Below are 24,877 nucleotides of genomic sequence, written 5' to 3'. Positions count from 1 at the left end.
ACACCAGTATATACAGAGGTGTACAATCAACCGCTGTAAGCCGAAGAGGCTGCAAATGAAACCAGATATCATGATTCCCCCCTCTCTTCATACACTATCCTGAGGTGAGAAAAATGGGCAGAGTTAAATACACGGATGCCGATGTTGCCTTGATGGCAAGGATGATGAGAGCGGAGGCTGAAGGTGAAGGAAAGCAAGGCATGCTGTATGTGGGGAATGTGATCGTGAACCGGGCGAAAGCAAACTGCCTGGATTTTAAAGACGTACGGACCATCCGGCAGGTGATTTTTCAGGTGCAGGGCGGAAATTATTCCTTTGAGGCGGTTCAAAAAGGGAATGTTTTTTATAACAGGGCCAGGTCAGTAGAGAAAAGGCTCGCTAAGAAGAACCTGAATTATTGGCGGGACCACCCCGCTAAGTACTCCCTGTGGTACTTTAACCCTTATGCGCCGTGTCCTCCATCATGGTACGGCCAGCCCAAAGCCGGCCAATACAAGAATCACTGTTATTATGAACCGAAAGCAGGAACTTGTGCGAGTGTGTATGGCGGATAATGGTTTTGAGAAATATGTAAAAACAAAGGGAGCACTTAACAGGTGCTCCTTAATTAATTTGTTTCTGTTTAATATTAAAATATCCTGAATTTGTTTACGATTCATCATTGCGCAGCTAACACCGGCGATAAAGCTTATTAACCCTGAAACGGGCACGATGGAAAGATGAAAGAATTTAGTTTTCTTCCTTTTTTCTTTTTCAATAATCTGCCTCCGAGTTCATTAAGAAAACAGGTTAGCGGCCGCCAGAATAACCTTGTTTTTAAAATAAGCATATTTTCTGCTTAGGAAGCACGAGAACCGTCCCCATGCTTCCAAAACCTTTACTTTTAACAAGCGAAATTATTTAATAGATAAGGAGTATGCTAAAAAATACCAAATGAAATAGGGGAGAATGTTACATGTTTAGGAGATATGATTGGCTCGTTCTTATAATTTTCATAGGATTGGCCTGGTACTCAAACAGCAGCTGGATGGAGATCGCGGCAAGTTTGGCTGGACTGGTTTGCGTTTGGCTTAATGCAAAGGAAAACATATGGGCATATCCTGTTGGGATTGTGAATTTGGCTTTGTTCTTTTTCATTTTTTATGATGTAAAACTCTATGCAGATGCTGCCCTGCAGGTCATTTTCCTGGTTCTGTCCCTTTATGGCTGGGCAGTATGGCTGACAAAAAGGGAGGGGCATCCAGTCAGGCCTACAAGAACAATGACAAAGACTGAGGGCATTTTTCTTTTTGCCGGAATGGTTTTGGTGACAGGAATCTGGGGCTATGGATTGTCGGCTTATACAGATGCGTCCATCCCTTATGCAGATGCTTTAATAGCCTCCATGTCCATTTTCGCTCAGTTCTTCCTTTCCCGCAAAGTTCTCGAGAACTGGTTTATCTGGATTGCGGTTGATGTTCTGTCTGTAGGACTTTACCTATATAAAGGGCTGCCTCTCATTGCCTTTACATACTTTGTTTTCCTCATCATCTGCATCTATGGGTTGATCAGCTGGAAAAAAGAACTTAAAAGCATCCACACGAAACAGGCAGCATGAAGGAGGGAGGGGAAATCATGTATAAGCATGGCTTAGTGTTTGGAAAGTTTTATCCATTTCATAAAGGGCACCATTATTTAATCAAGAGGGCGATTGCTGCATCGGACCATGTGACAATTGTTGTCTGTTCTCTACTGTCAGAAACAATTCCAGGGGTACTGCGCCATGCCTGGGTTCACCAAGCTGTAAAGGAAATGCTCGCCGAGGAAGAGTATAAAGGAAAAACTGCGGACGTTTTGCATCTGGATAAAACCGTTCCGCAGGAGCCTTCAGAGCATCCTGATTTCTGGGGCATCTGGACAGATCTCCTGGAAGGATATTTAACTCCCGCTCATCCTGCTTATGATGCGCTGTTTACCTCAGAGGAATATGGCTTTCAAATGGCCGACTGCTTGAATTGCAAGCATGTGCTCGTCGACAAGGAGCGGCTGGCACATCCTGTTTCGGGTACTCTTTGCCGCCAATACCTTACTGGGAAAGCTGGAACCCACCCGGAGTTTACTCCCTTTTTTCAAGAATATGCTGACCTTCATACGAAACAGCCGAAACCCTTTCAGTACCGGTTTGTCATTGTCGGGAGCGAATCGTCCGGCAAAAGCACAATGACAGAGACCCTCGCTGAAAAATTGAATGCTATAGGGGTTCAGGAATATGGAAGAACCTATACGGACCAATTTCCTCTCACAGGCATTCAGGATTTCTATATTCTGCTGCAAAAGCAGCTTCACCTGTTCCTCCACACTCCTCTTGAGGCAGGGAAGAACCAGATTCTCATCTGTGACACAGACGCCATCGTTACCCAAACCTTTGCGGATCTCTATTATCCCCTCAGAGAAAAGGAATTCGATGTGCTAGCCGAAAAACACATCCTTTCCTATAAGGAGCACACGGATTTGTACCTGTTCCTAAAACCGACAGTTAAATGGGTGGATGATGGCACGAGGCTGCACGAGGAATACCGTGAATTTGCTGCACAGCGGATAAAGGATCGAATGGACAAGCATGGGATACCATATGCAGAGATTGATCATCCCGATTATGAGACTCGAGTGGCGATCGCGCTTGATGCGATTTTTGGGATAATCAAATAAAAACATCGGCAGGGAAAAGAAGGCTTATCACCTCAGCCTCTATCTCTGCTGCTGTTCCCGTTCCCGCGGCCCCAAGCGTAAAAAGTTCTAAATATATATAACCTTTTCAAAAAAAGTTGGAATTTTATAAAAGCATCTTAACTAATACAATAAAAGTATAAAAAATGTAACCGTTACCAAGTTGCAAAATACACAAGAGGCAAATGAAACTCTAGCTGTTTTAATAGAAAGAGTCGAGCATGGTCATCCTTTCAATATTATAGAAAGATGTTTAAATACTTACCTATAGGAAAGTATTTTTTAAATAGCTTAATTACAGCAGGCGCCAGCACCATTTTCAGCAAATCCTTTGGTGCGGTGGCTGCATATGGAATTTTATGTGTCTTATTCTGAAGGGAGAGTAATAAAGATGTTGAAGTCTAAGCCCGAAGCCTGTGAGGCACAATACCGGCAATCCTATCATTTTACTCCTAAACAAAACTGGATGAATGACCCGAACGGATTGGTCTATTATCAAGAGGAATATCATTTGTTCTATCAGTACCATCCTTTTGGCCTCCAATGGGGTCCGATGCATTGGGGGCACGCTGTTAGTAAGGATATGGTTCACTGGGAACATTTAGACATCGCGTTAGCCCCTGATGAAAATGGAATGATTTTTTCTGGGAGTGCTGTTGTAGATTGGAATGATACGACAGGATTTTTTAATGGAAAATCCGGTTTAGTGGCCATTTTCACCCATCATGATACGGATCCGCACTCAACTAAACCCCGGCAGCGGCAAAGCCTCGCATACAGTCTTGACAAAGGAAGAACCTGGATAAAATATCCCCATAATCCTGTTCTGGTAGATGAGGCGAAAATTGATTTTCGTGATCCAAAGGTGTTCTGGTATGAAGAAACCGATAAATGGATTATGACTTTGGCAGCTGGAGATCGTATAGATATTTACAGCTCTCCTAATTTAAAAGAGTGGCAATATGAAAGTTCGTTTGAAGGACCCTCAGGTGAAAAGTTTGGAGTATGGGAATGCCCTGACTTATTTAAATTGCCTGTCGTTGATCATCCAGAACAAACGAAATGGGTTCTTTTTGTCAGTCATGGAGATAGTCCTTATGGTTCCAGAACTCAATATTTTGTAGGAGATTTCGACGGCCATAGCTTTAAACCTTCCTGTATGGATCACAAGGTAAAATGGCTTGACAGCGGCAAAGATAATTACGCTGGAGTTACTTGGTCAGACATGGCAGATGGCAGAAGGATTTATATAGGCTGGATGAACAATTGGAGATATGCCAACGAAATCCCGGCTCATGGGTGGAGAGGGGCTATGACACTCCCGCGTGAATTATTTCTATCATCTAAGGACCTATTGATCCAAAAGCCAATTAAAGAGTTGGAAAATCTTCGCAATGAACCTATACACATGAAGAATCAGCTGCTGGCACCAGATAAGGATCTCCTAGTGAACTTTCAGGGAAATACTTGTGAAATGATTGTAGAGTTTGAGTTTGAGAGTGGTAAGGACTTTGGAATAAGAGTGTTTAAGTCAGATAATAAAGAAACAGTGATAGGCTATCATGTGGAAAAAGAGGAAGTGTACATGGATCGAAGAAACTCTGGGGAAACCTCTTTTAATGAGTTCTTTTCATCTATCGATTGTGCGGTGATCAAAGCTCCAAACCATCGGATGAAATTCCAAGTCTTTGTGGATCGTTCTTCTATTGAGGTTTTTGTAAATAATGGGGAAATGGCCATGACCAGTTTAGTCTTTCCAGACTTATTCAGTAAGGGTATAGAGCTGTTTTCGAATGGCGGAAATGTAAAACTGCTTACTCTGGATCTCTATCCGCTAAAGTGATAACAAACACACTAAATCGATAGGAGAATTTATGGATGGCTAGTGAAAACTATTACGACGTAACAGAGTGGCCTGCCGGCAATCCTTATGAGGATATTGGTGAAGTAATTAATAGTATAATAGCTGATGTAAAAAATAGGCAAAGAAACACGGATGTAAAGAAAGGCGGAAAACCGGGTGCGGTGATCTATATTCCGCCGGGAGATTATCATCTTCGCAGCCAAGTAGTGATCGATATCAGTTTTCTCAAAATTACGGGTTCTGGACATGGGTTTACATCATCAAGTATTCGCTTTAATACTTCTAAAAAGGAATGGGCGGCTTTGCATGAATTGTGGCCGGGAGGAAGCCGCATACTCGTAGATCTTCCACAGGAAGAAAATGATGAGGAATATAAAGGAGCAGCCTTTTATGTGGAACGAAGCGGAAATCCCCGAATAAGTTCGGTGGAGTTTTCTGACTTTTGTATTGATGGGTTGCATTTTATCGAAGATGGTTCAGGGATGATCAATCCGGAAAACACCTATACGAACGGTAAAACGGGTATTTATGTGGCAAGTGCTTGTGACTCATTTCGGATTTCAGGCATGGGATTTGTGTATTTAGAGCATGGTCTCACGATTTATCATGCAGATGCACTGTCTATTCACAACAATTTCATAGCAGAATGCGGGAATTGCATAGAACTGCGAGGCTGGGGACAGGCTTCAAAAATCACGGATAACTTGATAGGAGCCGGTTACAAAGGATATTCCATTTACGCTCAAAATTTTGGGGGACTTTTAATTACAGCGAATAATGTATTCCCGCGAGGGGCGAGCAGTATCTATTTTGACGGTGTGACACGGTCTAGTATCACAAGTAATAGACTTCATTCCTTTTATCCAGGAATGGTGGTATTCGAGGGGAATTGTTCGGAAAACCTGGTTTCTTCCAATCACTTTCTGCGTGACCATGAACCATGGACTCCTTTTGTGGGCGTTGACAATGGCTTGGATGATTTGTATGGTCTCCTCTCGATCAGCGGCAATCATAATTCTGTGATGGCCAATCACTTTTCCGAGGTCATTCATAATATTAAGCCGAAAGGAGCAACACCGGTTATCATCCGGATTGTTTCGGGTGAGGGAAATTATATTTCTAATAATCATGTTGTTGCCGCGGAGGTTCATGCCAACACAAGCGATTCTTGTTTCACTGCGCAAGTAGAAGCATTGTTGACTGCCGAAGCAGAAGAGCCGCTTACCGTAACAACAGTATTGGTAGAAAAAGAATCGCTTCAAAATATCATTCTTGATTCGGGAAGTGATGCCCAGGTTGTCATGGACAAGACTGTAAATTCATTCAGGGCTACTCCAACGCCAGGAGTCTAAGGAAGCAAGGGGACGGTTCTGCTGCTTCATTGAAGCACGAGAACCGTCCCCGTGTTTTCCCGTGTTTTTCCTCATGATCCACGGATAAGCCGGTTCTGCTGCTTAGGAAGCGCAAGAACCGTCCCTCTGCTTCCCCTTCCCATAACGATTCCCAATATTTATAATAGTAAGAAATATTTAATTTTGAGAGATTAGGAGTCCGCGATGAAGAAAAAGCAACCAAAGTTAACGCTGCAATCGAAGATTTTATTGTTAATCCTTTCTCTTATGGTCTTCATCATTTTACTTTTATCCGCTTCGTTTACTTATATTGAATGGCATCAGGTGGAGGAACAGATGGGGAATCGGGCGCTGCAGGTTTCAAGGATTTTTTCGATGATGCCTGCTGTACGGGAGGGGTTTAAACGGAAGGATCCATCAAGTGTTATTCAGCCGTTAGCTGAAAAGGTCCGTCACGAAGTGGATGCGGAGTTTATTGTGGTGGGAAATAAAGAGGGGATTCGTTATGCTCATCCAAATGAAAAGCAAATTGGTGAAAAGATGGTCGGTGGGGACAATGACCGTGCGCTGATCAGCGGGAAATCCTATATATCCAAAGCGGTCGGAACGCTGGGGCCTTCGTTGAGGGGAAAGTCACCCATTCTTTCGGATAGCGGGGAAATTATAGGAGTTGTTTCTGTAGGCTATCTCATTAATGATGTGAAGTATCAAATTTTCAAGAAAATCCTGAAGATCACTGTATTTTCCCTGCTGAGCTTAGCATTAGCTTCCCTTGGCGGCGTTTTATTGTCCAGGAATATTCGGAAGGATACGTTAGGTTTAGAGCCTCACGAAATTGCCTCATTATACAGAGAAAGAAGCGCTGTTCTTCATTCTATTAAAGAAGGTATCATCTCTATCGACCATGAGGGTGCTATTACCATGATTAACTCTGCGGCGATGAATTTTTTTGGTGAAACCGGTGATTTTATTGGGCGGAAAATCGAAGAATTTTTGCCGCAGACAAAGATGTACGATGTGCTGAAAAATGGGGAAACTCAGACAGATCAAGAGCTTCAAATCGGGAAACGCAGAGTGATAGTCAATCGGACACCTATCTTTGAGAAAAATAAAGTGATAGGGGTGGTTTCCAGCTTCAGGGATAAAACCGAAATCTGGGAGATGGTGAACACCCTTTCAGAGGTTAGAAAGTATTCAGAGGATTTGCGTGCCCAGACGCATGAATATACGAATAAACTCTATGTTATTTCAGGTTTATTGCAGCTTGGGCACTACAAGGAAGCAATTAAGATGATCCAGAGAGAGACGGAACTTAACAATAATCAAAATCGCATTTTGTTTGACCAAGTACAGGATTTGAGGGTTCAAGCCATTTTGCTTGGGAAAATCGGGAAAGCATCGGAGAAGAAGGTTGTGTTTACGATTGATGAGAATACGTCACTGAATCCGCTGCCTGCTCATATTGACATCTCTCAGTTAACAACCATCCTTGGGAACGTCATAGATAATGCGATCGAGGGAGCAATGAGCACACCGCAGCCAGAGGTGGTTTTTTTCGCCCTGGACATGGGAAATGATCTTGTTTTTGAAATAGCAGACAACGGAATGGGAATACCGGAACAAAACTTCGGGAGAATTTTTGAACAAGGTTTTTCAACAAAGGGTTCTGGAGACAGAGGCTACGGATTATCCAATGTGAAAGAGATGGTGGAAAATTTAAATGGTGTGATTGAGGTGAAAAATGGAGAAGAAGCTGGAGCCATTTTCACAATCTATATTCCAAAAACAAAAGGGTGAGGGTGATTCACCATGGTCAATGTTTTGATAGCAGAGGATGACTTTCGAGTAGCATCCGTTCACGAGAAATTTCTGGAAAATATAAAAGGAATAAGTATTGCCGGTAAAACAGTCAATGCTTTAGATACGTTGAAATTTTTAAAATCGCATCCCGTTGATTTATTAATATTGGATATTTACTTGCCTGACGATTTGGGAACAGATTTACTCTCAAAAATCAGAGAACGGTTTTCCTGCGTTGACGTCATCATTGTCACAGCATCTACGGATAAAAATTTTCTCCTAAGAGCTCTTCAGTATGGAGTATTCAATTATTTAATCAAGCCTGTATCCTTAGAAAAGTTTACAGAGGTTATTGAAAACTACCAAAATAAAAGATCTTTGATTGAAAAACACGATGAACTGAATCAAACGATGATCGATCATTATTTTGGGCATCAAACTTCTTCTATAGAAACTCAAACCATTGTGCCAAAAGGGATTGATCAAATCACTCTTGAGAAGGTAGCAGCGATTGTTATAAAGCATACTCAAGGGATCTCTGCAGAAGAAGCAGGAAAAGAAATAGGTGTATCCCGTACAACTGCGAGAAGATATTTGGAATACCTCATTTCGATCGGAAATTGTTACGCAGAGCTTGTCTATGGAATTGTCGGCCGTCCGGAAAGGCGCTATTACCCGCAGAAGTAGAGCATTTATCCGTGAACAAAATGAACAAAATAGACAAATTGCAGTTTAATTACTTTATTTTGAAAACGGTTACATTTTTAATCCCTCTTGTTACGATTATTCTAACTTTTCCGATATTTATCAGATTGGGAAGAAAAGACAAGGGGGACAAGCATGAAAAAAATAGCAGTTATTTTATTTAGTGCAGTGATGATTTTGGCCCTGGCTGCATGTTCAAACAGCCAGACAACAGGCGGCAAGGCTGATGCAAAGGACTGGGAGCCTGCCAAAACAATTGAAATAGCAGCTCCTTCAGGTGCCGGCGGAGGCTGGGATACGACTGCCCGGATGGCAGCAAAAGTGTTTACAGAAGATAAAATTATCCCGAAAAGCATCGGTGTTGTGAATAAGCCAGGCGGAGGCGGCGCTGTAGGCTGGGCTTACGTCCATTCGCAAAAAGATCCATATCATTTATTTGTCTCTTCACCGCCGCTATTGTTAGTCCCTTTAAACGGGCAATCCCAATTCGGTTATAAAGATTTTACACCAATTGCGAATATGATCGCAGATTATGGCGCCATTGTTGTAAAGGCAGATGCAAAATGGAATTCATTAAATGACTTATTCGAAGATATGAAAAAAGATCCATCCAAAATCTCTGTTGTCGGCGCTTCCTCACCAGGCAGCATGGATCATATTCTATTTGTAAGAATTGCAAAAAAAGCAGGCGTTGATATTAAGAAAATTAAATACGTTTCAGACCAGGATGGCGGGGCTTTGACTCAGCTTCTAAACGGCAGTGTCCAAGTATACTCTGCGGGGATTGCGGAATCTGTTGAACAAGTGAAAGCCGGCAAAGTCAAAGTACTGGGAATTACAGCTGATCACCGCCTAAAAGGCGATGTGATTTCTGACTTCAAAACGGCAAAAGAGCAAGGCATTAATGCTGACTTTATTAACTGGAGAGGATTTTTTGGCCCTCCAGATATGGATCCCCAGGCACTAAAATATTACGAACAAAAATTCAAAGAACTAAGTGATTCCAAACAGTGGGCTAAGATACGGGAGCAATATGGCTGGGATGAAAAATATATGGACAGCAAAGAATACACAGACTTCTTAGCCCAACAGGAAAAAGAAGACAAAGCATTACTGGATGAATTAGGACTTTCAAAGAACTAAAAGGGAATGGATGGGAGCCGATGCAGCGAATGGCATAGGCTCCTGATTTCTTAAAGGAGAGGAACGCGATGTTAAAAACATTGAATCAAAAAATTGCAGCTGGTTTATTGCTGTTTTCCATTTTTTATTTAGTCTTAACTTTTAATCTGCCAGCCTATAAATATGTCCCGGTTGATTCAGATATGATTCCAATGGGATTGGGGTTTCTTTTGGTGATTCTCTCTATCTGTCTTTACTTTGCGAAAGATAATCACGTGACATCAGAAGAAGAGAGCAAAGAAAAGATTCCTGGAAAAGAAAAGCTGATGGTTTTATCTGTGCTTGGTTTTATCATTCTTTATATTTTTCTGCTCGAGCCGCTTGGTTTTGTTCTCTCAACACTCATTTTCATTTTCGGGTGTTCCCGGTTTCTCGGATATAAAAACTATTTGGTCAATGGGATCGTTTCCGTTATTTTCCCTTTGGCGGTTTACTTTGCTTTTACAAAGGGCCTTCAGGTCGCTTTGCCGCCGGGAATATTGCCTATTTAAACATATTGGATAAAAGAGGTGTTACAGTTGGATGCAATAAATGGATTATTAACTGGATTTCAGGTCGCGTTCAGTCTTCAAGGCCTTCTTTTTGTCTTTATTGGTGTCATTATTGGGACGATCATTGGAATGATTCCAGGACTTGGGCCAATAACGGCTATTGCTGTTATGATTCCAATAACATACGGCATGTCGCCTTCCCTTGCGATGCTGTTAATGGCAGGTGTCTATTACGGAGCTGCTTATGGCGGAGCGACCTCTTCCATTTTATTAAACGCACCAGGTACTTCAGAGGCTGTGGCGACAACGTTTGATGGATATCCGCTCTCGCAGCAGGGAAAGGCCGGAAAGGCACTGGCTATTGCAGCCTGTTCTTCCTTTGTAGGAGGAACCTTAAGTGTGATCTTACTGTCCTTCCTGGCTCCGACACTTGCCAAGGTGGCCGTCTCATTTGGACCTCCCGAATACTTGGCATTAATGCTGATGGGTCTTATGGCAGTTGCCAGTCTTGGGGATGGCTCAACAATTAAAGCGCTGATTACAGCTACATTGGGCTTTATGTTTTCAACGATTGGCATAGACAGCCAGACAGGAACGCCAAGATTTACATTCGGCAGTGTTCATCTTTTGGAGGGAATTGATTTCCTTGTCGTTGCTCTTGGTCTTTTTGCCTTAGCAGAAGTAGCAGCACTTGTTTTTAAAAGGAAAGAAAAAGTAAAACAGCAAAATACGATTGGGAGCTTGAAACTCACGAAAAAGGAAATAAAGTGGATTACCCCTACCTGGGCTCGAAACTCGGTCATGGGCTTTATCGTAGGTGTTTTACCTGGAGCCGGCGGAACAATAGCTTCCTTCATGGCCTACTTAACGGAAAAGAGAATCGCCAAGAACCCGGAAAACTTCGGAAAAGGCGAAATTCGAGGAGTTGCAGCACCTGAATCAGCTAACAACGCAGCGTCAACAGGGGCATTTGTTCCGCTTCTGAGCCTTGGAATTCCCGGTTCCGGTTCAACGGCGGTTATGCTCGGCGCATTAATGGTGATGGGCGTACAGCCTGGCCCGCTTCTTGTAACCGAACACCCGGACATTTTCTGGGGAGTCATCGCCAGTATGTATGTTGGAAACGTTCTGCTCTTAGTGTTGAACTTGCCGCTGATTCCATATATCGCGAAAATATTAAAAATCGCCAGGCCGCTGCTGATTTCCTTAATCATCATTTTTTGTATGATGGGGGTTTATGCCGTAAGCTTCAGCACCTTTGACCTCTTTTTACTAGTTGGGTTCGGCATCGTCGGTTACTTCATGCGATTGGCCAATTTCCCGGCACCGCCATTTATCCTTGCCTTTATTTTAGGAAACATGATTGAACAATCCTTCCGGCAGGCAATGACCATATCAAATGCTGATTTGAGTATCTTTGTTACAAGACCCGTATCACTGATTTTTCTTATCTTAGCTGTTGCTGTACTGTTTTTTCCGCTTATTCAATCGAAAGTTAAACAGAAAAGAGAGAAATCTATGGCTGCTTAGGAATCATGGGGACGGTTCTGGTGCTTCTTGGAAGCAAAAGAACCGTCCCTTTGTATTTTTATGTATTGGAAATTCTAGGTTAAGAAGTAATGAATAAGGCTATTAAGTAGGTATATCTGTCACCATATAATTTGAAAGGAGCAATTATCATGGGTAATATCCCTATAAAACCTATAATCAAAACAGTAAAGACTCATGGCCCCAAAGCAGGAAAATTTGTTGTGGATAATTTGGACAATATAGCCTCAGCAATGAAATTTGCCAGTACAGCTGCAAAAAAAGTAAATGAATATAACAACAATAAAAAAGATGAAAAGCAGAAGCAGGGAAAGACACCCTACCGTAAAGCTAGATTTATTCAATATAACTCGGACATATTACATGATTTAGATAACAAGAATAGAATTGAACTTCTTCAATGCAAACTAGAAGTGTCGCAATTTATTCAGCAAATAAATAACGAAGAACAAAATGAAGCCTTAGTAAAAAAACCTTTTCGTACTGAACGATCGAATAAATGGAATCAAATTCTCATTCAGATTGAAGATAAAATGAAGATAAAGGAATATCAAGAATATGTCATGATCTACAACAATCCTAACTATAAAAGTTCCTATTTTGAAGGATTTGAAGGACACTTAGATAAATTTAAAAACCATGTTAATAATGAGGATAAACAACTTCTCTATCAATTTATTGAATCCAATACTGGGAGAAATTTAGAAGAAATAAAAAGAGATTTTGATTAGAAAGCAAAGGGACGGTTCTGCTGCTTCAAGGAAGCAAGAGAACCGTCCCTTTGCTTCCTTCACAACTTCTTCACAACTATTCGATACAATCACAGCAATGAAATGAAAAACTCAAGGAGGGCTCACACCATGAGAATAAAAAGCAGCATCTTTGCTGTTTCATTGCTTGCGTTATCGTTGACGCTTGGAGCTTGTTCGAATGACAACGGTGATATGAAAATGGATAAACAGGAAATGAAGGATGAAGGCATGAACCATGAGGGGATGATGCATTCCGGTTCAGGCGAGGTGCCGAAGGATTTGAAGAAGGCAGAGAATCCTAAATATGAAGTGGGAAGCGAGGCCATTATTGAAGCGGACCATATGAAAGGGATGAAGGGGGCAAAGGCGAAAATTGCCGGTGCTTTTGATACGAACGCTTTTGTGGTGACTTATACGCCAACTTCAGGCGGAGATCCTGTGAAAAATCATAAATGGGTGATTAAAGAGGAAATCCAGGATGCAGGGAATAAAGAGCTGAAAAAGGGTGACAAAGTTACGTTGAATGCGGATCACATGAAAGGGATGAAGGGCGCTTCTGCCGTGATCGAATCAGCTGAAAAGACAACAGTCTACATGGTCGATTACACACCTGCGACAGGCGGGGATACAGTTAAAAATCATAAGTGGGTCACTGAGAGTGAGCTTCAGCCTGAATAAAGCACCTGAAAAAACGGAAATTTCATTCTTATGGAATTTCCGTTTTTTCTCGAAACAGAAGGTATAATAAGCCAAAGGGAGAGAACGATTTGGCAAAAACAATCTTAATTGTTGATGATGAGGAAAAGATCCTGGAGGTCATCTCTACATACTTGAAAAATGAAGGATATCAAACGGTAGAAGCTTCAACAGGGCAAGAAGCATTGCGTCTTATGAAGAATCATTATATTGATTTTGTGATTCTCGATTTAATGCTGCCGGATATTAGCGGAGAAGAAGTTTGTACATTTATTCGCCGGGAGGCTGCTGTTCCAATCTTGATGCTCACCGCAAAAGTGAAGGAAAACGAAAGGATAAACGGTTTGTCTTTGGGGGCAGATGATTATATGATCAAGCCCTTCAGCCCGAGGGAATTGGTTATGCGGGTGAAAGCCATTATGAGACGTGTTAATGAAAGCGATCTGCTCGCCGATCAAATATCATATGGCGGCGGAGAGTTAACGGTTGATGCGAAAGCGAAAGAGGTTTTCTTAAAACATACGCAGGTTTACTTAACACCGATTGAATACAAAACCTTGCTGGTCCTGGCCAGAAACCCCAATCGCACTTTTTCAAGAGAAGAGCTTGTGGCAAAAGTATTAGGGTTTGATTACGAAGGAGAACCTCGAACCATTGATCAGCATATCAAAAACCTTCGCTACAAGATTGAAGCCGATCCTAAGCAGCCAAAGTACATTCATACCGTATTTGGAGCCGGCTACAAATTTAAGGGGTGACTTTTGTGAAAATGAAAGGTTTGCATGCCCGTCTCACCCTTGTTTTTATCCTTGCAGCTACGTTGATTTTAACAGTGGCAAGCATCGTGATTTTATTTGAAGTTCACCATCATTTTAAGATGTTTCGGATGGACGCGCCCGAGTTCCGTTCGATTCAGCCCCTTGTTCTGCATTTTGAAAGGGCAGTTTTAGGATCAATTCTCTGGACATCTGTTGGTGTTTTTATATTGGTATGCCTCCTCAGTTACCTCGTGGCCAAAAGGTTATCGAAGCCGCTAGTGATGATGAGAAGGGCAGCTGAAAAAATGGCAAAGGGAGACCTTAAGATCCGCGTGAAAACCAAAGGTCATGATGAGCTTCAGGAATTAGGATATTCATTGAATAAATTAGCTTCCCAGCTCCAAAAACAGGAAACAGCCCGTAAAAACATGACCAGTGATATTGCTCATGAACTGCGGACCCCTTTGGCTACCCTGAAAAGTCATATAGAAGCAATGGAAGATGGCATATTTGAAGCCACACCAGAACGGATGCATTCTTTTGGAGAAGAAATTGAGCGGCTGATTTCTTTAGTGGAAGATCTGGAACAATTAACAGCTTATGAGGCACCTGACTTTGTTTTAGATAAAGAGCCAGAGAATCTGGATCACGTAATTCAGCAAAGCATAAACACCGTGAAAGAATCCTATGCACAAAAAGGAGTAATGCTTTCATCTTCTAAGGCTGATATTCAGATGCCATTAGATAAAAAACGGATGATGCAGGTTTTGATCAATTTACTATCGAATGCATTAAAATATACGCCAGCAGGGGGAACCGTCACGGTGACTGCAAAGAAAAAAGGGCCAAAGGCTCAAATTGTTATTGCAGACACAGGCATCGGCATTCCGGATGAAGACGTCCAAAAAGTATTCGAACGGTTTTATCGAACGGAGAAATCCAGAAACCGCAGATATGGAGGAAGCGGCTTAGGACTGACCATAGCCAAACAGCTGGTTGAGGCTCATAACGGGGAAATTTGGATAGAGAGCATTCCGGGAGAAGTGACAGCTGTGTATATTGCTTTGCCTTTATGAAGCATGGGGACGGTTCTCGTGCTTCCATGAAGCAGCAGAACCGTCCCCATGCTTCCACCCATGCTTCCAATCAGAAAGGAGATCTCAACATGGTAAACTTTTATCTATTTTTGGTTATGTGTGTTTTGCTGATTATTTTACCTGGTCCTGATACGGCCATGGCTACGAAAAACACGGTCACCTTTGGAAGGAGCGGAGGTCTCCGGACAGCTTTAGGCACTTGCTGCGCGCTTCTTATTCATACTTCTGCTGCTGTATTAGGACTTTCTGCGATCATTGTGAAATCAGCGCTGTTGTTTTCTATTTTCAAATATGTTGGCGCTGTTTACTTGATTTATCTGGGTGTGAAAACATTATGGACTGTCAGGAAAAAGGAAGAAGCAGCAAGCGTCGAAATGAACACAAAACCTCAGCTTGAAGCACCATCTTTTTTCAAGCAAGGGTTTCTTACCAATATCCTAAATCCTAAAGTTGCTGTCTTCTTTTTAACCTTTCTGCCTCAATTCGTGGATACGGGAAGCAATACCTTTTTGCCGTTTCTCATAATGGGCATTACTTACACTCTTTTGACAGCGGTATGGTTTTTGCTTTATATCTTTTTAATTACTCAAATTAGTGCTTTTATGAAAAAACCTAAAACTAAGAATATCATTGAAGGCATTACAGGGACTATCCTTATTGGATTTGGTATAAAGCTGGCTCTGGAGAAGGCTCATTAGGGAAGCATGGGGACGGTTCTCGTGCTTCCATGAAGCAGCAGAACCGTTCCTTTTGAGAAGGAGAAGGAAGCGAATGGGGGTTATGTAGTGGACCAGAAAGAATTTTGGGGCTTAGTTGAAAAGTCTAAAGAACATGATAACCAAGCAGAATGGCTAACAGAGCTGCTGGTTGAAAAAGGTATAGAGGAAGTATTAGATTTTGAATTTATTTTTCGAAAATTAATGAACGATAGTTATCAATCCCGTTTATGGGGAGCAGCATATGTGTTGATGGGCGGCTGTTCGGATGATTCTTTTGATTATTTTCGAGGCTGGCTGATTGGGCAGGGTGATGAAGTATTTTATCAGGTAATGGAAGATCCTGAATACTTAGCAGCATACATAAATGAACATAATCTTGGCGATGAAGGTGTCCCTGAAAATGAAGATTTGCTTGCGGTTGGAGCAGATGCTTTTACGCTGATCAAGACGGGCGATGTCGAGTGGGATGATGAGGTATATGATGAGTTATTAGAAGCGCTTGATGAAAAGGGGTTACAGCCTGAGCCTGAGATACAATTCGATTGGGAGGAAGACGATCTGGAAGATTTATTTCCTGTGCTATGGAGGGAATTTGGGGAAGAACCACTGGGGTAAGGTGGAGAGCATTCAATATTAATCCAATAAATACTAGAACCTTTTTTTGTTAGTAGCACGGGGACGGTTCTGCTTGTTCGGAAGCAAAAGAACCGTCCCCGTGCTTTAAGACAAGCAAAAAGTCTTCTGAATGATAACACTATTACTTCTGACTCTTTTCGTCTTTGCTCAGTTCCTTCAGGGATTTGATTTCTCCGTGGGGATTTTGCTTTTCCTTCCTTTGGTCCCACTCACGTTCTTCACGGCTTTTTGGTTTACTCATCTTTACACTCCCTTTCGCTTGATTTATCCTATCTATCCCCTAATGTCACTGGTATCATTCGTTATAATCCAGATTAGGCGGGAATAACCCCGATCTGTCTCTCATAACAAGCATGGGCGAAGCACGGGGACGGTTCTACTGCTTCGGAAGCAAGAGAACCGTCCCCGTGCTTCCAGAAACAATAAATTCCAGCACCTTTTTTGTATATAAAAATTCCATTCACGGCCAATTTCCGTTAAAATAAACAATGTCTATTTTCACACAACATAACTTTAAATAAATATAAAGCACGACCCATAACGAAAGGAAATGAAGTTCAACATGATAGATAATTTCTGGCGTGACTTACCGCGGCCATTTTTCGTGCTTGCACCGATGGAAGATGTGACAGACGTTGTTTTCCGCCATGTTGTCAGTGCAGCCGGCAGGCCGGATGTGTTTTTCACGGAGTTTACAAATTCGGATAGTTTTTGCCATCCGGAGGGGATCAAAAGTGTGCGCGGCCGGTTGACGTTTACAGAGGATGAGCAGCCGATGGTGGCGCATATTTGGGGAGATAATCCTGAGTATTTCCGCCAAATGAGTATTGGGATGGCGGAGCTTGGTTTCAAAGGCGTTGATATTAATATGGGCTGTCCAGTTCCGAATGTGGCGCAAAGAGGGAAGGGCAGCGGGCTTATTTTGCGTCCGGATGTGGCGGCGGAATTGATACAGGCTGCCAAAGCGGGCGGACTTCCTGTCAGCGTAAAGACGCGGCTTGGCTTTAAGGAGATTGACGAGTGGAAGGAGTGGCTCGAGCATATTTTGCAGCAGGATATTGCGAACCTTTCCATCCATTTGCGGACTAGAGATGAAATGAGTCTGGTTGATGCGCACTGGGAGCTGATTCCGGAAATCAAAGAGCTGCGCGACCGGATCGCACCGGATACGCTGCTGACCATTAACGGGGACATCCCTGACCGGAAAGTCGGCCTTGAGTTAGCTGAGAAGTACGGCATTGATGGCGTGATGATTGGGCGCGGAATTTTTAAAAATCCGTTTGCCTTTGAAAAAGAGCCTAAAGAGCATAGCAGTGAGGAGTACCTCGATCTTTTGAGGCTGCAGCTTGATCTTCAGGATCAATATGCGGAGGAAGTGCCGCGATCTGTTACAGGGCTTCACCGCTTTTTCAAAATTTACGTCAAAGGATTCCCTGGAGCGGCTGAGCTGCGGAACCGGTTGATGAATACGAAATCGACGGATGAAGTGCGGACGATGCTTGAGGAATTTGGGAAAGAATGATAGTAAAACAGCACAGCCATTGAATGCGGGCTGTGCTGTTTTTTTGGAAGCATGGGGACGGTTCTGCTGCTTCGGAAGCACGAGAACCGTCCCTATGCTTCCTAAACCGTCATCTTCCAGCTAGACCGCGCCAGCCATGCTTCATCGTCCTTATAGTCAGGTACCATTTTCCCGACGAGCCGCCAGAAGGAACGGTCGTGGTTGAGGTGGACCATGTGGCACATTTCGTGAACGACGACGTAGTCGATGACTCTTGGCGGGGCCATGGCGAGCCGCCAGTTAAAGGTTAGCTGCAGCTGTGCGTCACAGGTTCCCCAAGTTGTTCGGCTGTCTGTAATGCGGATGGAGCGCGGTTTTGTTTTAAAGTGCTTTTGATGGGCGGAGATTCTTTTTTCCACCAAAGCCTTGCACTGCCGGTAATAGAACCGTTTCAGCGCGTTTTTGATTTTTTCATCCTCCAGCTGCCTGACAACGACGTGCAGCTCGTCCCCTTCGAAAAAGACAGAATCCTTCTCAGCCTGCAAGTCTTCTCGAACCTTCAAGGAATAGGCTTTGCCTAAATAAAGAAAGCTTTCTCCTTCTTCGTACATCTTGACTTGAGGACCGAGGAGCCGTTCTTTATTTTCTTTTACTCTCTGCTGAATCAGATCCCATTTTTCCTCAACAAGCTTCAGTACTGCAGCATCCGCAGTGCCCTTTGGAACCTGGACTTCCACATTTCCATAGGCATCTACATAGATGCCTATGGTTGAACGTTTTTTGTATTGAATGTCGAAGCTGATGGTTTCCCCTGAATACGTATGAATCATGTTAATCCGCCGTTCCTATCCTCTATATTTAATTGCTAATCCTTTTAAGAAGTTCCGGGCATATCGATCGCCGCATTCTTTGTAATTTTTGTGGCCTTCTTTTCGAAGCAGGGCACCGAGTTCACCCTTTGTGATGGTGACACCGGCAAGATCCAGCACTTCAATGATATCGTCTGTGGTGAGTGAGAGAGCGATCTTCACCTTTTTCAACAGAATGTTGTTCGGATGCTCCTGCGTCATTGGGGGTTGATCCGGCTGGCCTTCCTGTTTTCCTCTTTTAAACACGATAAGTCCGTTTAGAAAAGACTGATACATGTGAGAGCTGCAGGGAATGTAATTTTCATCATCTTCTTCGTCCGTTTTTGTCAGCAGCTTGCTGATATCGGGTCTTGAAATCTCAACGCCGCCATAGCTGAAAATATCTTCTACCTCGGAATTTTTTAAATCTAATGCATAACGCAGCCGTATTAAGCGGTCATTATGATCCATATTCATCGTTAGTTGTCTCCCGTTCCTGGATTGTTTTAGAATCCTAGTCTAACACGGGAGAAGATGTTTATACAGACCCGGCTCCCTTTGTTGCACAGTAGTTGTCATCCCCATATACTGCCGTAAACATGTTTTTAGGGGCGAATCCAATGAATGAAGAAAAGGAATCAAAGTGCTGTTTTTCACCCTTCATCAGTCCAAATCCCATCACCACATTTAATCCGGTGCAGATCTACCCTGATATCGATGAAACAGCGTTTATCAGCCAATTTTCCAGTGTGATCGGGGATGTGACGATACGGGAGAATGTGTATGTTGCGCCAAACGTCAGCATCCGTGCTGACGAAGGAACGCCGTTTTATATAGGATCCAATACCAATCTTCAAGATGGCGTAATTTTGCACGGCATCCTCAAAAAGCAAATTGCAGCCGGTGGGAGAAAATACTCCATTTACATCGGCAAAGAAGTCAGCGCTGCCCACGGAGCTCTGATTCATGGACCATGCTACATCGGAAACAACGTATTTATCGGGTTTAAATCCATTGTTTACAACGCCATCGTAGGAGAAGGAGTCTTTATCTCCTACAATGCTGTCGTCACAAACGGAGTCAAAGTGGCCCCAAACCGCTTCGTCCCGCCGGGCGCCAATATCGATACCCAGCAAAAAGCCAACGCACTGCCAAGAGTGCCGGCAGACAGCAGGGAATTTGCGGAGGAAGTGCAGAAAGTAAATCAGGAGTTTCCGGCTTCATATCATCTGCTGTTTGGGGAGAACCGTTGTTCTTGCGGGCTGGCTTTTGATTAGGAAGCATGGGGACGGTTCTGGTGCTTCAAAAAAGCATGAGAACCGTCCCCGCGCTTCCTTTTCATAAAAATAATAAAGAAGTAAAATGTACAAAAATGGAGGAGGATGGAGGTTCTTAAATGAAGGCAAATGAAAAATATCTTACCCTCTCGAAAGAAGCAAGAAGGCGGATTATCAGCAATGTCAGGTGCGGAAATTGCTCAGATGTGACCACTATTGTCCATTACATAATAGAAGATGGAGATCACGGCATTGTTATAAAAGGGAAATGCAAAAACTGCGGACAAGATGTGGCAAGGGTTGTTGATTAAGGAAGCATGGGGACGGTTCTGGCGCTTAGGAAGCAAGAGAACCGTCCCAGTGCTTCTTTTTTGAATATTATAAAAATTATAAATTGAAACTGAGAAGTTTTTCCATTAAACTATAAACATACTTCGTTCATTGAATAAAGAAAGTTGCTGTGAAAATGATGAATGTGATAAGAAACGGAAGCAAAGAACTTATAAAAGATATCAATCGGTTTAAAGTGTTAAAAATTATACGTGAGAAACATCCGATCAGCCGGGTGGAGATTGCGAAGTTAAGTGCCCTTGGTATGTCTACACTCACCTATATTATTGAGGAATTAACTGAACAGGGATATATTTTTGAAATTGGAGAATCTACTTCTACTGGCGGCAGAAGAGCCAGATTAATAGAGTTTAATAAAAATTTCGGCTACATTGTCAGCATTAAGGTGGAAGAAGAACGTCTTCTTGTTGGACTGACAAATATGGATGCAGAGATTATTGATGTGATGAAAATAGCTTTTAAAAGACATGCTTCACCGGAGAGTATTGTCAGCAAAATGGTTAAGAATATAAAACTCATTTTTGAAAAAAACGAAAAAAGTTTGGCAGACTTGAAAGGAATCGGCCTATTATCATCAGGACTTGTAAATCGCAGTAATGGCATGGTGATTCGATCCTCCTTATTAGACTGGAGTAATGTGCCTATTTCAGAAATGCTGAAAGAAAGGTTCCGAAACATTCCGGTTATGGCAGACAAGAATATCAATGGGTACGCGCTGGCTGAAATTTCAAAAGGAGAGGGAAAAGAGAGCGGCAATTTTGTTTTAGTATCTGTTGGGTCTGGAGTTGGCCTGTCTGTTGTTATAGATGGCAAGATTAATTATGGCAGCATCGGGGGAGCTGGAGAATTCGGCCATACGACGATAGCGGTTGATGGCTACCTTTGCCACTGCGGGCAACGGGGATGTCTCGAAATGTATGCTTCCGAATTTTATTTTGAAAATAAGGGAAAAGAACTGCTTTTGCTTCAGCCCAATAGTGGTTTAAAAAGCTTTAAATTTGAGGAAGTGGCTGAACAAGCAATAAACGGTGACGAAATAGCCGGGCAGTTAGTTGACGAGATGGCTTCTTATCTTGGTCATGGGATACGTAATTTAATAAACACCTTAAATCCTGAAAAAATTGTAATAGCTGGTGAGGGGATGAAATACGGCAGTTTGTTTATGGATAAAGTACGACAAGTTGCCCAAAATAATTTCTTCTCAAAGGTAGGCCATACTACAAAAATTGTGGAGTCCCGGTTAAATGATGATGCCTGGTTAGTCGGAGGATCACTCCTTGTCCTTACTCATATTTTTCAGCTGCCCATCTATCAAGTTACTGTAGGGAGGTGAAGCTGCACAAGAAAATGAAAGCGCTGACATAATTCTTAGATCACGATGATTTTGCCCCGGTAAATAATAAGCTTTGTATGGAAAAAATGGTTCACCTATTCATTGGTACAAATCGTTTAGGGATGTATTTACCAAAATATGAAAGGGGGAAATCAAATGATTAAACCTGCAAAAGGTTTATGGAGAAAGATCAGTTTTTCTGCAGCTGCTGCCTCTTTGGCTTTTACCGCAATACCGGCAGGGACAGCCTTGGCCCAGGATTCGGAATTTACCAGGCAAGGGGCTGGCCCCATGTACTTTTCAACCTACGAATATCAGTTTACCAATAATTCTTATATGCATGAAGACGAATATAAGAAGGATATTGATTGGATGGCGGAAAATTTCAAGCCATATGGCTATGACATGATCAGTACGGACGGCTGGATTGAGGGAGCATCCTTATTAAATAAAAACGGTTATGTGGTCACTCATAATAATAAATGGATGACTAATCCATTAGGCTCCAAACCTGTTACAGGGGTGCTTCAGAATGGGGATTTCGAAGATGGCCTGAATGGATGGAACATCGAAACGAATGCCGCTTACGGTGTGGACTCCAATGATGCGTATGAGGGCTCCAAGCTGTGGGTGTTTGCAAATGATCCGCATACAGCAAAGGTTTCTCAAAAAATAACAGACCTTAGTAACGGAAATTATACGGTGAGAGCACGGGTTAAATTTCCGAATGGCGATGTCAATGATTTCATAAATGGGACAAGCAGGGCAACTATGAAATTGAAAGATTTTGCTGAGGCATCTCCTGAACAATCCATAGAACTTAACAAAGGTTTGACGGATGAATCAGGAAAGCCTGTTTACGGTCTCTTCGAAATGCAGGCAGAGGTAAAAAACGGTCAGTTAACCATCGAATTTAATGTGGATGCCAAAGCCCAATACAGCTCATTCCAACTCGATCATGTTGAGCTTTTTAAAACAGGTGAAAAACCTGCAAATGACAATGAACCATTTCAATACCCATCCCAGAAATATCCGGAAGGCCACACTTGGAAGTATTGGGGCGACTACATTCACAAAAAAGGTATGAAATTTGGAATTTACTACAATCCGCTTTGGGTAAGCCCTGAGGCTGTCAAACATCCAGACAAATATATGGTAAAAGGAACGGAGCACAATTCAGCCGGTCCTACATATGTGGCAGATATGATTGATCAGGGAAATCCAAACGACCCGAATGATGGGGACCGGTTCAGCGGTGGAAGCCCGAATGCGGCCTCTTTATACTGGCTTAATATCAATCACCCAGGTGCTGAAAAGTATTTGAAAGGATACGTAAAATATTTTGCAGATCAAGGGGCCGATTTTCTCCGGGTAGATTTTCTTTCCTGGTATGAAACAGGAAAAGATCCCAACCTAGGAACAGTTGGCAGGGCACATGAAAAGGACTATGAAACAGCCTTAAGATGGATGTCTGAAGCCGCAAAGAAATACCATATAACGCTGAGTCTCGTCATGCCGAATCTTTTAAAACACGGAGATCTGGAACAAAAATATGGCGATATGATCCGCATTGATGAAGACACATTTGAAGGAGGATGGGATCATATTAGCGGGAGGCGCCAAAGCTGGCAGCCGGGCTGGTCACAATGGGCCAACGCGTTCCAGGGATTCACAGGGTTTTCCGATATTTCAGGACGCTCCAATTTAATGCTTGATGGAGATTTCCTCCGGCTTAATACGTATTCAGGGGATTATGCCGAAAACGAGAAAAAGACAACAATGTCCCTTTACACGATGGCAGGTTCTCCAATCGCCATTGCAGACCGTCCAGATACGATTGGGAACAACTACAAATATTATCAAAACACCGAGCTGATTGAATTAAATAAAAAGGGTCTGGTAGGAAAACCGATTTTCAAAAGCGCTGTCCCATATGAGCAATCCAATGATAGCCGCGACAGTGAACGATGGGCAGGGCAGCTTCCGGACGGAACCTGGGTTGTCGGGCTGTTCAATCGTCAGGATGTGAGCAGGACACTAACTTTTAACTTTAAAGAGGAACTTGGAATTGAAAAAGGAGAAGTGCGTGATATTTGGCAACATAAGGATTTAGGTATCCAGTCAGCGTTTAATGAAACTCTTGCTCCGCATGACAGTGCTGTCTATAAAATTGCCTCTGCAAAATCAAATAAAGTATACGAAGCAGAAGTTGCCTCCTATTCGAATGGGGCGCAATTTGCCAAAACAGCAGAAGGATATGACGGGTTCGGATATATCAATCTCAATAAATTTGGTCAAAGTGTAACCTATGCCATAGATGCTCCAAAAGAAGGAAACTATCAATTAAACCTGAAATATGGAGCAGGGGAACTCAGTGCAGCAGATCTTCTTGTAAGGGATGTTGAAAGCGGGAAAAAGACCGATTCTAAACCGATTGCATTGGGTAAGTCCAATGATAAATGGAGAGAAGTAAACGAGAAAGTGAAGTTGAAAAAAGGAACGAATCTTATAACAATAAAAAATATATACGGGAGCTTTCAGTTGGATTCTGTAACATTGAAATAGGAAGCAAGGGGACGGTTCTGCTGCTTCCTAAACAAGAGAACAGCGGGAGAGAGGCTGGAAGCACGGGGACGGTTCTACTGCTTCCTAAACAAGAGAACCGGTCCATTTATAAAGCGGGAAGGAGGCTGTGACCTAATTGTATAGGACTACCATCAACTTTTAAGACCTCTAATATAAAGACATCATCTTGAGATTACAAGGGTTGACCTTATTCTCCTGAAAAAAATGAGCAATCATCACTAGGTAGCCCCATCAATTTAAAGAACCTTGAAAGGCTCATAGCCAATCAAGGTTCTTTATCATCCAATAAAATCAACGCTTAATCTATCCACCCGGATTCTTACGTTTTCTTCATGAAGATATCCATGGTCAAAAAGAAATTCACTATCTATTTCAAATAATATGCCTGCGTCTATAGTACCTTTATCAATATTTAAGGTACCTTTAATAAAATACGAAAAACTATCTCCTATCTGTTCAATACCTTTTTCTTCTGAATTACTCTTAGAAATTACGAAGTCATCAAGTATAGCTAATTCCAATTCAACTTTGTAATGACCTCCTTGAATTATTTCAAAAGGACAGTAATTGATGAAAGTAACTAATCTCTGCTCATTAATTTCAAGTACAGCTTCTTCTTCAATTACAGGGTTTAATTCAATTAATTTTGCCGTATATTGCATGAAAAGCTACCTC

At 42.4% G+C, this 24,877-nt stretch carries 25 protein-coding genes; 21 read left to right on the top strand and 4 right to left on the bottom strand.

Features of this window, described 5'->3' with window-relative positions; translation table 11 throughout:
- Positions 1-113: 113 nt before the first annotated feature.
- The 16 genes from LRR81_RS08590 (at position 114) to LRR81_RS08515 (ending at position 16,285) form a co-directional block, all read left to right on the top strand.
- A complete protein-coding gene (locus LRR81_RS08590; RefSeq protein ID WP_231788934.1) occupies positions 114-554 on the top strand; it encodes a cell wall hydrolase in 441 nt (146 codons plus the stop codon).
- 401 nt (positions 555-955) lie between these two features.
- Positions 956-1,597 carry a nicotinamide riboside transporter PnuC gene (pnuC, locus tag LRR81_RS08585; protein ID WP_231788933.1) on the top strand — a complete coding sequence of 214 codons (642 nt, stop codon included), beginning with the start codon at positions 956-958 and terminating at the stop codon, positions 1,595-1,597.
- A 17-nt stretch (positions 1,598-1,614) separates the two neighbouring features.
- A complete protein-coding gene (locus tag LRR81_RS08580) occupies positions 1,615-2,688 on the top strand; it encodes an AAA family ATPase (protein ID WP_231788932.1) in 1,074 nt (357 codons plus the stop codon).
- A gap of 409 nt (positions 2,689-3,097) precedes the next feature.
- Positions 3,098-4,549 carry a glycoside hydrolase family 32 protein gene (locus LRR81_RS08575; RefSeq protein WP_231788931.1) on the top strand — a complete coding sequence of 484 codons (1,452 nt, stop codon included), beginning with the start codon at positions 3,098-3,100 and terminating at the stop codon, positions 4,547-4,549.
- 35 nt (positions 4,550-4,584) lie between these two features.
- Complete coding sequence (locus LRR81_RS08570) at positions 4,585-5,922, top strand: NosD domain-containing protein (RefSeq protein WP_231788930.1); 1,338 nt, start codon at positions 4,585-4,587, stop codon at positions 5,920-5,922.
- 204 nt (positions 5,923-6,126) lie between these two features.
- On the top strand, positions 6,127-7,719 hold the full coding sequence (locus tag LRR81_RS08565) for an ATP-binding protein (protein WP_231788929.1): 1,593 nt from the start codon (positions 6,127-6,129) through the stop codon (positions 7,717-7,719).
- A gap of 12 nt (positions 7,720-7,731) precedes the next feature.
- Entirely contained in the window at positions 7,732-8,409 is a 678-nt protein-coding gene (locus tag LRR81_RS08560) for a response regulator (RefSeq protein ID WP_231788928.1), read from the top strand.
- A 153-nt stretch (positions 8,410-8,562) separates the two neighbouring features.
- On the top strand, positions 8,563-9,570 hold the full coding sequence (locus LRR81_RS08555) for a Bug family tripartite tricarboxylate transporter substrate binding protein (protein ID WP_231788927.1): 1,008 nt from the start codon (positions 8,563-8,565) through the stop codon (positions 9,568-9,570).
- Between the two features lie 68 nt (positions 9,571-9,638).
- Complete coding sequence (locus LRR81_RS08550) at positions 9,639-10,100, top strand: tripartite tricarboxylate transporter TctB family protein (protein ID WP_231788926.1); 462 nt, start codon at positions 9,639-9,641, stop codon at positions 10,098-10,100.
- A gap of 27 nt (positions 10,101-10,127) precedes the next feature.
- A complete protein-coding gene (locus tag LRR81_RS08545) occupies positions 10,128-11,630 on the top strand; it encodes a tripartite tricarboxylate transporter permease (RefSeq protein ID WP_231788925.1) in 1,503 nt (500 codons plus the stop codon).
- 149 nt (positions 11,631-11,779) lie between these two features.
- A complete protein-coding gene (locus LRR81_RS08540; protein WP_231788924.1) occupies positions 11,780-12,379 on the top strand; it encodes a hypothetical protein in 600 nt (199 codons plus the stop codon).
- 129 nt (positions 12,380-12,508) lie between these two features.
- A complete protein-coding gene (locus tag LRR81_RS08535; RefSeq protein ID WP_231788923.1) occupies positions 12,509-13,078 on the top strand; it encodes a YdhK family protein in 570 nt (189 codons plus the stop codon).
- 89 nt (positions 13,079-13,167) lie between these two features.
- Positions 13,168-13,854, top strand: coding sequence for a response regulator transcription factor (locus LRR81_RS08530; protein ID WP_231788922.1), 687 nt, complete (start codon positions 13,168-13,170; stop codon positions 13,852-13,854).
- Positions 13,855-13,865: 11 nt separating this feature from the next.
- Positions 13,866-14,930, top strand: coding sequence for a sensor histidine kinase (locus tag LRR81_RS08525; protein ID WP_231789088.1), 1,065 nt, complete (start codon positions 13,866-13,868; stop codon positions 14,928-14,930).
- A gap of 89 nt (positions 14,931-15,019) precedes the next feature.
- Positions 15,020-15,649 (top strand): LysE family translocator, encoded by a 630-nt coding sequence (locus LRR81_RS08520; protein ID WP_231788921.1) that lies wholly within the window; start codon positions 15,020-15,022, stop codon positions 15,647-15,649.
- Between the two features lie 87 nt (positions 15,650-15,736).
- A complete protein-coding gene (locus LRR81_RS08515; protein ID WP_231788920.1) occupies positions 15,737-16,285 on the top strand; it encodes a DUF4240 domain-containing protein in 549 nt (182 codons plus the stop codon).
- A gap of 142 nt (positions 16,286-16,427) precedes the next feature.
- Here the strand turns inward: LRR81_RS08515 and LRR81_RS08510 are convergent, their stop codons facing one another.
- Entirely contained in the window at positions 16,428-16,547 is a 120-nt protein-coding gene (locus LRR81_RS08510) for a DUF6254 family protein (RefSeq protein ID WP_231788919.1), read from the bottom strand.
- Positions 16,548-16,868: 321 nt separating this feature from the next.
- Here LRR81_RS08510 and LRR81_RS08505 point away from each other — a divergent pair, with 321 nt between their 5' ends.
- On the top strand, positions 16,869-17,828 hold the full coding sequence (locus tag LRR81_RS08505) for a tRNA dihydrouridine synthase (RefSeq protein WP_231788918.1): 960 nt from the start codon (positions 16,869-16,871) through the stop codon (positions 17,826-17,828).
- Between the two features lie 101 nt (positions 17,829-17,929).
- Here the strand turns inward: LRR81_RS08505 and LRR81_RS08500 are convergent, their stop codons facing one another.
- On the bottom strand, positions 17,930-18,637 hold the full coding sequence (locus LRR81_RS08500; RefSeq protein ID WP_231788917.1) for a M48 family metallopeptidase: 708 nt from the start codon (positions 18,635-18,637) through the stop codon (positions 17,930-17,932).
- Between the two features lie 15 nt (positions 18,638-18,652).
- A complete protein-coding gene (locus LRR81_RS08495) occupies positions 18,653-19,126 on the bottom strand; it encodes a YehS family protein (protein WP_231789087.1) in 474 nt (157 codons plus the stop codon).
- Between the two features lie 149 nt (positions 19,127-19,275).
- On the opposite strand from LRR81_RS08495, the gene LRR81_RS08490 reads away from it, so the two are divergent.
- The 4 genes from LRR81_RS08490 to LRR81_RS08475 all read left to right on the top strand — a co-directional run bounded on the left by LRR81_RS08490 (position 19,276) and on the right by LRR81_RS08475 (position 24,181).
- Entirely contained in the window at positions 19,276-19,932 is a 657-nt protein-coding gene (locus tag LRR81_RS08490; RefSeq protein ID WP_231788916.1) for an LbetaH domain-containing protein, read from the top strand.
- Positions 19,933-20,051: 119 nt separating this feature from the next.
- Entirely contained in the window at positions 20,052-20,243 is a 192-nt protein-coding gene (locus tag LRR81_RS08485) for a hypothetical protein (protein WP_231788915.1), read from the top strand.
- A gap of 155 nt (positions 20,244-20,398) precedes the next feature.
- A complete protein-coding gene (locus tag LRR81_RS08480; protein ID WP_231788914.1) occupies positions 20,399-21,616 on the top strand; it encodes an ROK family transcriptional regulator in 1,218 nt (405 codons plus the stop codon).
- Positions 21,617-21,772: 156 nt separating this feature from the next.
- Positions 21,773-24,181: a CBM35 domain-containing protein gene (locus tag LRR81_RS08475; protein ID WP_231788913.1), complete on the top strand. Its 2,409-nt coding sequence runs from the start codon at positions 21,773-21,775 to the stop codon at positions 24,179-24,181.
- A gap of 299 nt (positions 24,182-24,480) precedes the next feature.
- Here LRR81_RS08475 and LRR81_RS08470 read toward each other — a convergent pair whose 3' ends face one another.
- Positions 24,481-24,864, bottom strand: coding sequence for a hypothetical protein (locus LRR81_RS08470; protein WP_231788912.1), 384 nt, complete (start codon positions 24,862-24,864; stop codon positions 24,481-24,483).
- Positions 24,865-24,877 lie beyond the last annotated feature (13 nt).

This window comes from Metabacillus kandeliae (assembly GCF_021166585.1).
Lineage (GTDB): Bacteria > Bacillota > Bacilli > Bacillales > Bacillaceae > Metabacillus_B > Metabacillus_B kandeliae.
Note: the sequence above shows the minus strand (reverse complement) of the source record. Positions and strands in the feature narration are given on the sequence as shown.